Below are 13,155 nucleotides of genomic sequence, written 5' to 3' on the forward strand. Positions count from 1 at the left end.
GACATGGCCCCGCGTAAAGAGGAACGCTGATGTCACAGCCGCCCCAGCCGCCCCCTGGCTCCCCCGGGGATCCCAGCCAGCAGCCGCCTGGCTCCGCGGGCGGCGCCCCCGCGCCGGGCGGCTTCGGCGCGCCGCAGGATCCTCGCGCCGGCTTCGCCGGAGCGGGCCCCGGCGGCTATCCGCCGCAGCAGCCGCAGGGCGGGCCCGCCTACGGCTATCCGCAGTCTCCGCCCCCGAACCAGCCTCCGCAGTCTCCGCCCCCGAACCAGCCTCCGCAGGCCCCGCCCCCGTACGGCTACCCCGGCCCGTCGCAACCGCCCCCGGGCCCCGGACAGCCGTACGGCCGGCAGCAGTACGGCATGTACCCGCAGCCGGGCCAGTTCCCGGGCGGCGGCATACCGCCCCAGGCACCCCCACCCGGCACCAGCTCGGGCAGGACGCTGGCCATCATCAGCGCGGTCGTCGCCGTGGTGCTGCTGGTCGCCGGCGGCGTCTGGTTCGCGGCGGGCGGCAGTGACGGCGGCGAGCAGGACGACGCGCAGGGTTCCTCGGGCGGCAGCAGTGAAGGCGGCAGCGGCGGTTCCGGGGGCGTCAACGGCGACCTCATCACCAAGATCCCCAAGCCCGCGGTCAACGACCAGGTGACGGTCGAGGGCCTGTGGGTCAGCGACAAGATCTTCGCCAAGGGCGATGTCGACAAGATCGTCGGCTACGACCCGGCCGGCGCCACCAAGCGCTGGGAGATCCCGCTTCCCGGCCACATCTGCTGGGCCTCCCGGCGCACCACCGAGGACGGCCTGAGCGCCGTGCTCTTCCAGGGCGCCAAGGCCACCACGGCCCAGCCGCACCAGGGCTGCACCGAAGTCGCCGCGATCGACGTCGTCCACGGCAAGAAGCTCTGGCAGAAGTCGGTGACCACCGGCGGCCAGAAGATGACCTTCCACGAGGTGACCGTTGGCGATGGAGCCGTCGCCGCGGGCGGCACCAGCGGCGGCGCGGCCTGGAACCTCGGCAGCGGCAGGCAACTGTGGGCCCCCAAGCAGGACGCGAAGTGCGAGGACGTGGGGTACGGCGGCGGGGCCAAGCTCGTCGCCGTGGTCAAATGCGGGAAATTCGACAGGCCGACGGTGGAGATCCAGACGCTCAACCCGCAGACGGGCAGGCCGAAATCGGTCTTTCAGATGCCCAGCGGCTTCCAGTACGTCCACATCGTGTCCACCGATCCGCTGATCGCCGCCGGTGAAGCGGACATCTCCGCCAACGGCGTCTCGGACTTCATGGTCCTCGACGACAGCACCCAGCGCGCCACGCTGCGCAGCAAGATCTCCTCGTCCGGCAGCCAGCACACCCTTGACTGCGGCGTGAACGATGTCGAGGGCTGCAAGCTGGTGGTCACCGACAAGGACACCCTGTTCCTGGCGTCCAAGGAGCATGAGGCCCAGGCCAAGTACGGGCGGACCAACGAGATCCTCGCCTACGACCTGAAGACCGGGAAGGCCAAGGGCAAGGCCGACGCGGGCGAGGAGCGCATGATGGTGCCGCTGCGCATGGACGGCAATGACCTCATCGCCTACAAGTACCCGACATACGACAAGGGCGGCCAGGTCCTGCGCATCGACCCCACGACGTACAAGTCCACCGTGCTGCTGCAGAACCCGGACAGCACCAACCGTACGGAGAGCAGCTTCCGCCCCGAGCTGAACGTGGACATCGCCTTCGTGGGCGGCCGCCTCTACATGGGTCAGCACTACGCCACGAACCGCAGGTCCGCCTTCGCCAAGGAGTACCTCGCCGTGGTCTTCGGAGCCAAGTAGTCGCACGGCGGCGGGCGAGCGTGTAGCTTCCGGGGTCACGAAGCCGGGGGTTTCGGTGGCTTCGGGGGACTGGGGGACGCTCGTGGGCATACGGCTCATGGTGGTCGACGACCACCGCCTGCTCGCTGAAGCACTCGCTTCGGCACTGAAGTTGCGTGGGCACCGGGTGCTCGCGGCGGCCGCGCCGGCTGCCGGGGCGGCGGAGCTGGTGATCAGCCGGGTGCCGGAGGTGTGCCTGCTGGGCACCGCCGCTCCCGCCGAGCCCGGGGCCTTCGAACCGTTGGCGAGGATCAAGCTGCAACGGCCGCAGATCGCCGTCGTGGTGCTGGGGCCGGTGCCCAGCCCGCGCGGGATCGCCGCGGCGTTCGCCGCCGGGGCGTCCGGCTATGTGCGCCACGACGAGCGCATCGAGGGCGTCGAGCGCGCCGTGGTCCGGGCCCGCGCGGGGGACGCGGCGGTCGCGCCGCAGCTGCTGCAGGGCGCGTTCGCGGAACTGCTCGATCCGGCCGCGCAGGCGGACGACGAGGCGGCGCGGCTGCTGCGGCTGCTGACACCGCGTGAGGCGGAGGTGCTGCTGCGGGTCGCGGAGGGCGAGGACACCCGGCTGATCGCGGCCAGGATGGGGGTCGCGCCGAGCACGGCCCGTACGCACGTCCAGCGCGTGCTGATGAAGCTCGGCGTCGGGTCCCGGCTGGAGGCGGCGGCGCTCGCCGCACGGACCGGACTGCTGGAGCGGGCCGGTGCGGCGAGTGAGCCGACGGACGCTCCCCCAGAGCTTCTCCCCCAGTTACCGCTGGGAGGTACCCCCAGGGGTACCCCCAAGCCGAAAGGGAGTGGGGGCACCTCCCAGCGGTAGTCCCGCCCGGGCCTGGCGGCCCGGGCACCCCCAGGGGGAGCGCGGAGGGCCCGAGGAGCGAGGGCCCGCACGGTCGACCGTCGGCGTGGGGGACCCCCAGCGATAGCTGGGGGAGTTGGCTGGGGGAGGGTCCAAGCCCCGGAGGTGAACCGAGCGCCAGGTGCCGCGGCGGAGCCGGGATCAGGAGCCGGGATCAGAGGCATCGGCGGCGGGACCGCGGGCGGTCCCGCCGCCATGAGTCACTGCGGCGGCTGCTCGCCCTCGGTGGGCACAGGGCGCGGCGGGGCCAGCGGGCGGAGCTTCATCCAGACCAGGAACAGCACGCCGAGGACGAGCATGGCCACGCCCGTCCAGAGGTTGATGTTGATGTTCTGTGCCTTGCGCAGATCGGCGTCGGAGACGGTGATCCCGGCGATGGTGACGAGGATGCCGTAGATCACGAACAGGCCGCCGATGATGCGCCGTACGTCGAACAGCCGGGCGGCCGTCGCGGACTTCTGCTCCAGCTCCTCGACCTGCCGCTGGTAGGTGTACTCCTCGCTCATGGTGGGGCAGCCTTTCCGGTCGTGGGTCAGATGGAGAAGTGGGTCAGATGGAGAAGGGGATGTAGCAGATGGCGGCGAGGAGGATCGCGCCCCAGCCCAGCACAGCCGGCTTGCGGTACCACGCCTCGTCGCCCGGGGCCGGGGGCTCGGCCATGCCCGGGGAGGTGGTGCCGTACACCAGCCCGGCGAGCGATTCGATCGGCTTCGGCTTGGTGAACAGCGAGACCACGACCATCACCACGCCGCCCACCACGAACGCCACGATCGCGGAGACGAAGTTGGCGCCCTGGTCGCTGGGGATGGAGATGACGCCCGCCCGGTAGAACCAGAAGTAGTTGATCATCGCGGCCAGGGTGCCCAGGAGCAGACCCCAGAACCCGGCCGCTGACGTGGCCCGCCGCCAGAACATGCCGATGATGAAGACGCAGAACAGCGGCACGTTGAAGAACGAGAACAGCGTCTGCAGGTAGTTCATGATGTTGCTGAACGTCGAGGCGATGAAGGCCGTCCCCATGCCGCCCAGCACGCCGATCGCCGTCACCACGCGCCCGGTGGTCAGGTAGTACTCGTCCGGACGGCCCTTGATGATGTACGCGGACCAGATGTCGTGGGTGAACACCGTGTTGAACGCCGAGACGTTCGCGGCCATGCCGGCCATGAAGGCGGCGAGCAGCCCGGTGATCGCGATGCCCAGCACCCCGTTCGGCAGCAGGTCGCGCATGAGCAGCGGGATCGCGTCGTTGTACTGCAGGCCGCTGCCCGGCTTGCCCAGGCCCGGCTCGATGACCAGCGCGATCAGGCCTGGCACGACCACGACCAGCGGGACGAAGATCTTGGGATACGCGGCGATCAGCGGGGTGCGCTGGGCCGCCGAGAGGTTCCTGGCGGACAGGGCGCGCTGCACCTCGGCGAAGTTGGTCGTCCAGTAACCGAAGCTCAGACAGAAGCCGAGGCCGAGCACGATGGTCAGCCAGTTGGCGCCCAGCGGGTTGGGCGAGCCGATGCCGGTGCCGCCCCAGGCGGATACGAAGTTCTCGCCGTATGTGGCGGTGAGCTTGTCGGTGAGCCCGCTCCAGCCGCCGACCCGCTTGAGTCCGACGACGGTGAGCGGGATGAGCGCGGCGAGGATGACGAAGAACTGCAGCACCTCGTTGTAGATCGCCGAGGAGAGCCCGCCCAGGGTGATGTACACGAGGACGAAGAAGCCGGCGACGACGATCGCGACCCACTGCGGCCAGCCGAGCAGCGCCTCCAGCACGATCGCCATCGCGTAGAGGTTGACGCCCGCGATCAGCACGGACGCCACGGAGAAGATGATCGAGCTGAGCAGGTGGGACGGTGGCCCGTAGCGGTGCAGCAGGAACTCGGGCACGGACCGGACCTTCGAGCCGTAGTAGAACGGCATCATCACCAGGCCCAGGAAGACCATGGCCGGGATGGCACCGACCCAGTACCAGTGCACGGTGTACGCGCCGTACTGGGCCCCGTTGGCCGCCATGCCCAGGATCTCCAGCGCACCGAGGTTGGCTGCGATGAACGCGAGACCGGTGACCCAGGCAGCCAGCGCCCGCCCGGAGAGGAAGAAGTCGAGGCTCGTCTTCACGCTCCGTCTGGCAGCGAAACCGACGCCGAGGACCACGGCGAAGTAGATGCCCAGGATGGTGTAGTCGAGCACGTTGGTGGGGAGTCGAAGCCCTTCGGCCAATTGCTGCATACGGCTCACTCGCTTCTTTGCGGCGATCTGGACGAACAGAAACGTACGCGCGTGCGGTCGGAAACTGAACGATTGTGTTGGAATTCTTTGCCGGTGGATCGTGGCGTATCGGTGCCCATGGGGTCTTCCCGGCAGCTCTGAGCCCTTGACGCGTCTGTTTGGTCGTGATTAATTGTGTTTAGTTGTGTTTGGAGAGTGGGGCGAGGAGCGGCACGGTGAAGAAGACAGCGACCCGGCTCGCGGACGGCCGTGAGCTGATCTACTACGACTCCCGTGACGACGCGGCACGCGCCGCGGCCGACCAGCGCCCGCTGGGCGCCGTCTCGACCGCCTCCGAGATCCGCCGCGACCCGCTCCTCGGTGACTCTGTGGTCATTGCCTCCCACCGGCAGGACCGGACGTACCACCCGCCTGCCGGCGAGTGCCCCCTGTGCCCGTCCCGGGACGGGCACCTCACGGAGATCCCGGCCGACGACTACGAGGTGGCCGTCTTCGAGAACCGCTTCCCCTCCCTGTCCGGCGACACGGGGCGGTGCGAGGTCGTCTGCTTCACCTCTGACCACAACGCCTCCTTCGCCGACCTCACCGAGGACCGGGCCGGCCTCGTCCTGGACGCCTGGACCGACCGCACCGCGGAGCTCTCCCGGCTCCCTGCCGTCGAGCAGGTCTTCTGCTTCGAGAACCGAGGCAAGGACATCGGCGTCACTCTCGGCCACCCACACGGCCAGATCTACGCATACCCGTTCGTCACACCTCGAACGGAGCGGATGCTCGCCTCGCTGGCCGCCCACCGCGAGCGCACCGGCGGCCGCAACCTCTTTGACGACGTCGTCGCCGACGAACTGGCCGACGGCCGCCGCATCGTGCTGAACGGCGAGCACTGGACCGCGTTCGTACCGCGTGCCGCACACTGGCCGTACGAGGTGCACCTGTATCCGGGGCGCCGCGTGCCGGATCTGCTCGGGCTCGACGACGCCGCGCGCACAGAGTTCCCACGGGTGTATCTGGAACTGTTGAGGCGCTTCGACCGGATCTTCGGACCGGGCGAACCACCGGTGCCGTACATTTCGGCCTGGCATCAGGCCCCCGTGAGCGCGGCGGACCGGGACGACTTCGCCCTCCACCTCGAGCTCTTCACCATTCGCCGTACTTCCGGAAAGCTGAAGTTTCTCGCGGGTTCCGAATCCGGCATGAATGTGTTCATCAACGATGTGCCGCCAGAGGCCGCGGCCGACCGACTGCGAGAGGTAGCGAGCAAGTGACCAAGAAGTACCTGGTGACGGGTGGGGCCGGATACGTGGGCAGCGTCGTCGCGGCGCACCTGCTTGAGGCCGGGCACGAGGTGACGGTGCTGGACGACCTCTCCACCGGACACCGCGAGGGGGTCCCGGCGGGGGCGGAGTTCATCGAGGGCCGGATCCAGGACGCCGCCACCCGGCTCGACGGCTCCTACGACGCCGTGCTGCACTTCGCCGCCTTCTCGCAGGTCGGTGAGTCGGTCGTGAACCCCGAGAAGTACTGGGTCAACAACGTCGGCGGCACCACCGCCCTGCTGGCCGCCATGCGCGACGCGGGTGTCCGCAAGCTTGTCTTCTCCTCCACCGCCGCCACCTACGGAGAGCCGGCCACCACGCCCATCACCGAGAACGCCGCGACCGCGCCCACCAACCCCTACGGCGCCTCCAAGCTCGCCGTCGACCACATGATCAGCGGTGAGTGCGCCGCCCACGGGCTGGCCGCCGTGTCCCTGCGCTACTTCAACGTCGCCGGCGCCTACGGGGCGTACGGCGAGCGGCACGACCCCGAGTCGCACCTGATACCGCTGGTCCTGCAGGTCGCCCAGGGCAGGCGCGAGGCGATCTCCGTCTTCGGCGACGACTACCCGACGCCCGACGGCACCTGCATCCGCGACTACATCCATGTCGCCGACCTGGCCGAGGCCCACCTCCTCGCCCTCGACAGCGCCCAGCCCGGCGAGCACCTGATCTGCAACCTCGGCAACGGCAACGGCTTCTCCGTGCGCGAGGTGATCGAGACCGTCCGCAAGGTCACCGGCCACCCGATTCCCGAGGTCATCGCCCCGCGCCGGGGCGGCGACCCGGCCGTCCTCGTCGCCTCCGCCGACCAGGCCCGCGAGCGCCTGGGCTGGAAGCCGAGCCGGGCCGACCTCGCCGGCATCGTCGCCGACGCCTGGGCCTTCGCCCAGCAGAGGGAGAGCCAAGCGTGACCCAGCCCCAGCCCCACCCCGAGCTCGATCCAGAGCCCGGCCCGGAGCAGCTCGCCGCCGCCTTCCGGGAGCTGTACGGCGCCGCGCCCGACGGTGTGTGGGCCGCCCCGGGGCGGGTCAACCTCATCGGCGAGCACACCGACTACAACGGCGGCTTCGTCATGCCGATCGCTCTGCCGCACACCGCCCGCGCCGCTGTCTCCCGGCGCGACGACGGCGTGCTGCGGCTGCACTCCGGCGATGTGGCCGGCGGGGTGGTCGAGGTGCGCGTGGACGAGCTGGAGCCGGGCTCGGGAGGGGGCTGGGCCGCCTATCCCGCGGGCGTCGTGTGGGCGCTGCGGGACGCGGGGCACCCGGTGACGGGCGCGGACATCCACATCCGCTCCACCGTGCCGACCGGAGCGGGGCTGTCCTCCTCGGCGGCGCTCGAAGTCGTCACCGCCCTCGCCCTGAACGACCTTTTCGGCCTGGACCTGCGGGGCCGGCAGCTGGCGCGGCTGAGCCAGCGCGCGGAGAACGTCTTCGTCGGCGTGCCCTGCGGGATCATGGACCAGACAGCCGCCGCCTGCTGCGTCGAGGGGCTCGCGCTGCACCTGGACACCCGCGATCTGGAACAGCGTCAGATACCGTTCGACCTCGCCGCCGAGGGACTGCGCCTGCTGGTGGTCGACACCCGCGTCAAGCACGAGCTGGGTGAGGGCCCGTACGCCCAACGGCGCGCGGGATGTGAGGAGGGGGCGCGTGCACTGGGCGTGCAAGCCCTGCGTGATGTTGCGTTCGAGCACTTGGCCGAGGCGCTGGCCGAGCTGGCGGCCCCGACCGTACGGCGGTACGTACGGCATGTGGTCACCGAGAACCGTCGCGTCGAGGACGTCATCGCCCGCCTCGACGCCGGCGAGACGCGCTCCATCGGCCCGCTGCTCACTGCCGGACACGCCTCGCTGCGCGACGACTTCGACGTCTCCTGCGCGGAGCTGGACCTGGTCGTCGAATCGGCCAACGCGGCCGGCGCGCTGGGGGCCCGGATGACCGGTGGCGGCTTCGGCGGCTCGGCGATCGTCCTGGTCGAGGAGTCGGAGGCGGAGGCGGTGACCAAGGCTGTCACCGAGGCCTTCGCCGCGGCCGGTTACCGCGCTCCGCGCATCTTCCCGGCCGTTCCGTCCGCCGGCGCGCGCCGCCTGCGCTGAGCCTGCCCGAGCCCCGGCTACCCGCTGGTGAGCTGCTTGACCAGGAGATGGTCGGTCGCGCCCGGCGGGTAGTCCTCCACCATGGCCACGATCCGGTAACCCAACTTCCGGTAGAAGCCCGGGGCCTGGAAGTCCCACGTCTCCACGCGCGCGTGCCGGCACCGGCGTTCATCCCGCGCGATCTCCTCCGCGCGCGCCATCAGCCGCGTACCCAGCCCGTGGCCTCGCCGCGACTCGTCGATCCACAGCAGGTCCACATGCAGCCAGTGGGCCCAGGTGTGGCCGACGAGGCCGCCGGCCAGGGCCCCGCTGTCGTCCATCGCGAAGACGTGCAGCGGGACTTCGTCCTCGGCGGGCGTGCCGCGCAGGGCCCGGATCGCGGCGGAGCGCGCGGTGTTGGACTCAGTCAGTCGCTGCTCGATCAGAGTGCTGCGGTCCTTGTCGATTTCGCTCTCGAGACGAAACACGACGTCCAGCGTACGGGCGCTGGCCGAACACTTTTCCCCATTCGTTTCCATAGCCGGACCCCGCCTTTACCCTGATGCACAGCACCGGTGGGGGCCGGTGCTGGTCAAGGGGCGAGCTGGCCTTTCCTCGTCGGCAGCGGCGAGGGTGGGAGGGTACGGCGCCCGGGGTGGGAGCAGCCCGCGCGGCGGCGGCCGTGCGGCCTGGCGCTTCTCCGCCCCGCGCGTCGTACCCGCGTCGGCTGCCGGAATTGGGGGGCGGGATGACACGGATTCGGGTTCTGGTGGTGGACGACCACCGCATTTTCGCCGAATCGCTGGCGGCCGCGCTCGCGGCCGAGCCGGATGTGGAGGTCGTGGCGGTGGGCAGCGCACCGGCGGCCCTGCGCTGCCTGGAGCGCGCGGCCTTGGAGGGCCGCCGCTTCGATGTGCTGCTGGCCGACGCCGAATTGGGCATGGACGCGGACCCCGACCCGGCCGTCGCCGGGGACGGCGGCGGCATGTCCCTTGCCACCGCTGCCCGTACGGTCCAGCCGGGCCTGCGGCTGGTGGTGCTCGCCGAGCGGGACGACCCGTACCGGGCAGCGGCTGCCCTGCAGGCCGGGGCCTCCGGCTGGGTCGCCAAGGACTGTTCGCTCTCCCGCCTGCTGGCCGTCGTCCGGGGCGTACTGCGCGATGAAACGCATCTGCCGCCCGCCCTGCTCACCGGCGTGCTACGGGAGTTGACCGCGGCCCGCAAGCGGCGCACGGCGAGCGAGCGGCTGGTGGAGTCGCTGACCCCGCGCGAGCGGGAGGTGCTGCGCTGCATGGTGGCGGGGATGGGCCGCAAGGCCGTCGCCGAGCGGCTGTTCCTCTCCCCGCACACGGTCCGTACGCACATGCAGAACGTGCTGGGCAAGCTGGGCGTCCACTCCACGCTCGCGGCGGTCGCCCTGGCCCGCCGGGCCGGCGTCGGGCCGGTCGAACTACCCGGGGATGTTGTCGAACGGGGCGGTCAGCCGGCGTAGCAGCCCGGCGAGCTCCCCGCGCTGGCTACTGGACAGCTCGCTGAGAATGGCCCGTTCCTGCACGAGCAGGCCGGCCAGGGACCGGTCGGCCCGGTCCCGCCCCTCGGCGGTCAGCCGGACCAGCACACCGCGCCGGTCGCTGGGGTCGGGCAGCCGCTCGACCAGGCCCTTCTTCGCGAGCCGGTCGATCCGGTTGGTCATGGTGCCGGAGGTGACCAGGGTCTGGGTGAGCAGCTGGCCGGGGGAGAGCTGGTACGGGGACCCGGCGCGGCGCAGCGCCGTCAGCACATCGAACTCCCACGGCTCCAGGCCGTGCTCGGCGAAGGCGAGCCGCCGCGCCCGGTCCAGATGGCGGGCGAGCCGGCTGACTCGGCTGAGCACCTCGAGTGGTTCCACATCGAGGTCCGGGCGCTCCCGTCGCCACGCTGCGACCAGTCGATCGACCTCGTCCTCCATGGCGATCAGTGTAGTTGGTCTGTCGATGTTAAGTCTCTTGAATTCGAACATCTTGAATTCAAGAGATATTCGGGTCAACCTATGGGCATCGTCGGCGCTAGGAGCGTTCCAGCTCTGTTCGTCCGTACCCGCAAGGGGGCCAACCAGCCATGTCAGTTCCCACCTGGGACCCACTGCAGTACCTGCGCCACGCAAGCCATAGGACCAGGCCCTTCCACGATCTTCTGGCCCGCATCCCCGACCTGCCCGCCCGGAACCGCCCCGCGCGAATAGCCGACCTCGGCTGCGGCCCCGGCAACGTCACCGCCCTCCTCGCCGAACGCTGGCCGGACGCCCACATCACCGGCTACGACAACTCACCCGAAATGCTCGCCAAAGCCGCCGACCACGCCGGGCCCACACCGGGCGGCGGCCGGCTCGACTTCCAGCCCGCCGACGCCGCCCGCTGGATCCCCGACGAGCCGTTCGACCTGATCGTCTCCAACGCCGCCCTGCAGTGGGTGCCCGGCCACGCACGGTCCTTCCCGGCCTGGACCGACGCCCTCGCCCCCGGCGGCAGCCTGGCCTTACAAGTGCCGGGCAACTTCGTCTCACCCAGCCACGCCCTCCTCGGCGAGCTGTGCGACTCCCCGCAGTGGCGGGAACGGCTCGGCAGCCATGGGCGGCGCTTCGTGCACGTCCTGGAGCCGTGGGAGTACCTCACCCAGCTCACCGATCTCGGCTGCGAGACGGACGCCTGGGAGACCACCTACATACAGCTGCTCCAGGGTGAGGACCCCGTCCTGGACTGGGTGAAGGGCACGGCGCTGCGCCCTGTGCTGACCGCCCTGGCGGACGACGACGAGGCCCGTGAGGAATTCCTCGACCAGTACCGCGACCTGCTGCGGAAGGCCTACCCGCCCGGCGCGCACGGTACGGTCTTCCCCTTCCGGCGGATCTTCGCCGTGGCCCGCAAGCTCGTCTGACCCCCGGCCCTTCCAGCGCCCCGGCTGCCTGCCGGGAGGTGCCCCGCCGGCGGATCCTTTGGCCGCCCGCCCCTCGGGGCGGGCGGCCAAAGTGCCCCCAGGGGAAGCTACGACTTGCGGTGACCTATCAGGCGCGGCTTCGGCTCCAGGCCGTCCAGCCCGTGCCAGGCCAGGTTCACCAGATGCGCGGCCACCTCCGCCTTCTTCGGCTTGCGCACATCCAGCCACCACTGCCCCGTCAGCGCCGTCATGCCGACCAGCGCCTGCGCGTACAGCGGCGCCAGCTTCGGATCAAAGCCGCGCGCCTTGAACTCCAGGCCCAGGATGTCCTCCACCTGCGTGGCGATATCGCTGATCAGCGACGCGAACGAGCCCGTCGACTGCGCCACGGGTGAATCCCGGACCAGGATGCGGAAGCCGTCCGTGTGCCGCTCGATGTAGTCCAGCAGCGCGAACGCCGCCTGCTCCAGCAGCTCCCGCGGATGCCCCGCGGTCAGCGCCCCGGTCACCATGTCGAGCAGCCGCCGCATCTCGCGGTCCACGACCACGGCGTACAGCCCCTCCTTGCCGCCGAAGTGCTCGTACACCACCGGCTTGGAGACCCCGGCCTTCGCCGCGATCTCTTCCACCGACGTGCCCTCGAAGCCCTTCTCGGCAAACAGTGCCCGGCCGATGTCCAGCAGCTGCTCCCGGCGCTCCTTGCCGGTCATCCGGACGCGGCGCGTACGCCGGGCCCCCGGAACGGACGTGCGGTGGTCCTTCTCACTGCTGCTGTCGATCGCCACGTGTCAATCATGCCGCCTTGGCGGTGTCCGCCTGGCGTCGGGCGTCGATCCGGTCCGCGCTCGGCCAGCGCACGTCGTAGGCCCAGCCGAGCCGCTCGAACCAGCGGATGATCCGGGCACTGGAGTCGATCTGCCCCTTCAGCACACCGTGCCGGGCACACGTCGGGTCCGCGTGGTGCAGGTTGTGCCAGGACTCCCCGCAGGACAGCACCGCCAGCCACCACACGTTGCCGGACCGGTCACGCGACTTGAACGGCCGCTTGCCGACCGCGTGGCAGATCGAGTTGATCGACCAGGTCACATGGTGCAGCAGCGCCACCCGCACCAGCGAGCCCCAGAAGAACGCCGTCGCGGCCCCCTGCCACGACCACGTCACCAGGCCGCCCACCAGCGGCGGGATGAGCAGGGACACCGTCGTCCATACGACGAACTGGCGCGAGATCGTGCGGATCACCGGGTCCTTGATCAGATCCGGCGCGTACTTGTGCTGCGGCGTCTGCTCCTCATCGAACATCCAGCCGATGTGCGCCCACCACAGGCCCTTCATCAGCGCCGGCACCGTCTCCCCGAACCGCCACGGCGAATGCGGGTCGCCCTCGGCGTCGGAGAACTTGTGGTGCTTGCGGTGGTCGGCCACCCAGCGCACCAGCGGCCCCTCCACCGCCAGCGACCCGGCGATCGCCAGCGCGATCCGCAGCGGCCGCTTCGCCTTGAACGAGCCGTGCGTGAAGTAACGGTGGAAGCCGACGGTGATGCCGTGGCAGCCGAGGAAGTACATCAGCGTCATCAGGCCCAGATCGAGCCAGCTCACCCCCCAGCCCCAGGCCAGCGGAACCGCCGCGACCAGCGCGACGAAGGGGACGGTGATGAACAGCAGCAGGGTGATCTGTTCGATCGACCGCCGCTGTTCTCCACCCAGGGTTGCGGACGGAAGAGAAGTGTCGGCCGCCTTGGGGGCGTCTTCGATCACATCGGGGGTTGTGGTCATGCGGGCGTCCCTCATCGGACTTCAGGATGGCTACGGTTCCGTAACCTACGGCTTCGTAAGTATGGCAGGGCTTGGTGACCGGGCAAGAGCCAGTGGGTAAACGGCGTGGCAGGTCGACCTATCCTGGGTCCGTCGGACAGCGCGGTC

At 70.4% G+C, this 13,155-nt stretch carries 13 protein-coding genes; 7 read left to right on the forward strand and 6 right to left on the reverse strand.

Annotated elements, in window-relative coordinates; translation table 11 throughout:
• The first annotated feature begins 29 nt into the window (after nt 1–29).
• Both ACY34J_RS15145 and ACY34J_RS15150 read left to right on the forward strand, forming a co-directional pair.
• Nucleotides 30–1,814: an outer membrane protein assembly factor BamB family protein gene (locus ACY34J_RS15145; protein WP_462726999.1), complete on the forward strand. Its 1,785-nt coding sequence runs from the start codon at nt 30–32 to the stop codon at nt 1,812–1,814.
• Nucleotides 1,815–1,896: 82 nt separating this feature from the next.
• A complete protein-coding gene (locus ACY34J_RS15150) occupies nt 1,897–2,670 on the forward strand; it encodes a response regulator transcription factor (protein ID WP_462727037.1) in 774 nt (257 codons plus the stop codon).
• 239 nt (nt 2,671–2,909) lie between these two features.
• On the opposite strand, the gene ACY34J_RS15155 is transcribed toward ACY34J_RS15150, so the two are convergent.
• Both ACY34J_RS15155 and ACY34J_RS15160 read right to left on the reverse strand, forming a co-directional pair.
• A complete protein-coding gene (locus ACY34J_RS15155; protein WP_462726998.1) occupies nt 2,910–3,215 on the reverse strand; it encodes a hypothetical protein in 306 nt (101 codons plus the stop codon).
• Between the two features lie 43 nt (nt 3,216–3,258).
• A complete protein-coding gene (locus ACY34J_RS15160; RefSeq protein ID WP_462727036.1) occupies nt 3,259–4,929 on the reverse strand; it encodes a sodium:solute symporter family protein in 1,671 nt (556 codons plus the stop codon).
• A 215-nt stretch (nt 4,930–5,144) separates the two neighbouring features.
• On the opposite strand from ACY34J_RS15160, the gene galT reads away from it, so the two are divergent.
• Genes galT through galK form a run of 3 tightly spaced genes read left to right on the forward strand, consistent with a single transcriptional unit; the run spans nt 5,145 to nt 8,343 of the window.
• Nucleotides 5,145–6,191, forward strand: coding sequence for a galactose-1-phosphate uridylyltransferase (galT, locus tag ACY34J_RS15165; RefSeq protein ID WP_462726997.1), 1,047 nt, complete (start codon nt 5,145–5,147; stop codon nt 6,189–6,191).
• Entirely contained in the window at nt 6,188–7,156 is a 969-nt protein-coding gene (gene galE / locus ACY34J_RS15170; protein WP_462726996.1) for a UDP-glucose 4-epimerase GalE, read from the forward strand. Before galT ends, galE begins: the two co-directional genes overlap by 4 nt.
• Nucleotides 7,153–8,343 carry a galactokinase gene (galK, locus tag ACY34J_RS15175; RefSeq protein WP_462726995.1) on the forward strand — a complete coding sequence of 397 codons (1,191 nt, stop codon included), beginning with the start codon at nt 7,153–7,155 and terminating at the stop codon, nt 8,341–8,343. Before galE ends, galK begins: the two co-directional genes overlap by 4 nt.
• Before the next feature lie 17 nt (nt 8,344–8,360).
• Here galK and ACY34J_RS15180 read toward each other — a convergent pair whose 3' ends face one another.
• Nucleotides 8,361–8,810 (reverse strand): GNAT family N-acetyltransferase, encoded by a 450-nt coding sequence (locus ACY34J_RS15180; protein ID WP_462726994.1) that lies wholly within the window; start codon nt 8,808–8,810, stop codon nt 8,361–8,363.
• Nucleotides 8,811–9,070: 260 nt separating this feature from the next.
• Here ACY34J_RS15180 and ACY34J_RS15185 point away from each other — a divergent pair, with 260 nt between their 5' ends.
• On the forward strand, nt 9,071–9,814 hold the full coding sequence (locus ACY34J_RS15185; RefSeq protein WP_462726993.1) for a response regulator transcription factor: 744 nt from the start codon (nt 9,071–9,073) through the stop codon (nt 9,812–9,814).
• Here ACY34J_RS15185 and ACY34J_RS15190 read toward each other — a convergent pair.
• A complete protein-coding gene (locus ACY34J_RS15190; RefSeq protein ID WP_462726992.1) occupies nt 9,773–10,270 on the reverse strand; it encodes a MarR family winged helix-turn-helix transcriptional regulator in 498 nt (165 codons plus the stop codon). The two genes, ACY34J_RS15185 and ACY34J_RS15190, sit on opposite strands and share 42 nt — an antisense overlap.
• Before the next feature lie 149 nt (nt 10,271–10,419).
• Here ACY34J_RS15190 and ACY34J_RS15195 point away from each other — a divergent pair, with 149 nt between their 5' ends.
• On the forward strand, nt 10,420–11,235 hold the full coding sequence (locus ACY34J_RS15195) for a trans-aconitate 2-methyltransferase (protein ID WP_462726991.1): 816 nt from the start codon (nt 10,420–10,422) through the stop codon (nt 11,233–11,235).
• A gap of 107 nt (nt 11,236–11,342) precedes the next feature.
• Here ACY34J_RS15195 and ACY34J_RS15200 read toward each other — a convergent pair whose 3' ends face one another.
• A complete protein-coding gene (locus tag ACY34J_RS15200) occupies nt 11,343–12,020 on the reverse strand; it encodes a TetR/AcrR family transcriptional regulator (RefSeq protein ID WP_462726990.1) in 678 nt (225 codons plus the stop codon).
• 7 nt (nt 12,021–12,027) lie between these two features.
• Nucleotides 12,028–13,008, reverse strand: coding sequence for an acyl-CoA desaturase (locus ACY34J_RS15205; protein ID WP_462726989.1), 981 nt, complete (start codon nt 13,006–13,008; stop codon nt 12,028–12,030).
• Between the last annotated feature and the right edge of the window lie 147 nt (nt 13,009–13,155).

This window comes from Streptomyces sp. HSS9-12, assembly GCF_054963655.1.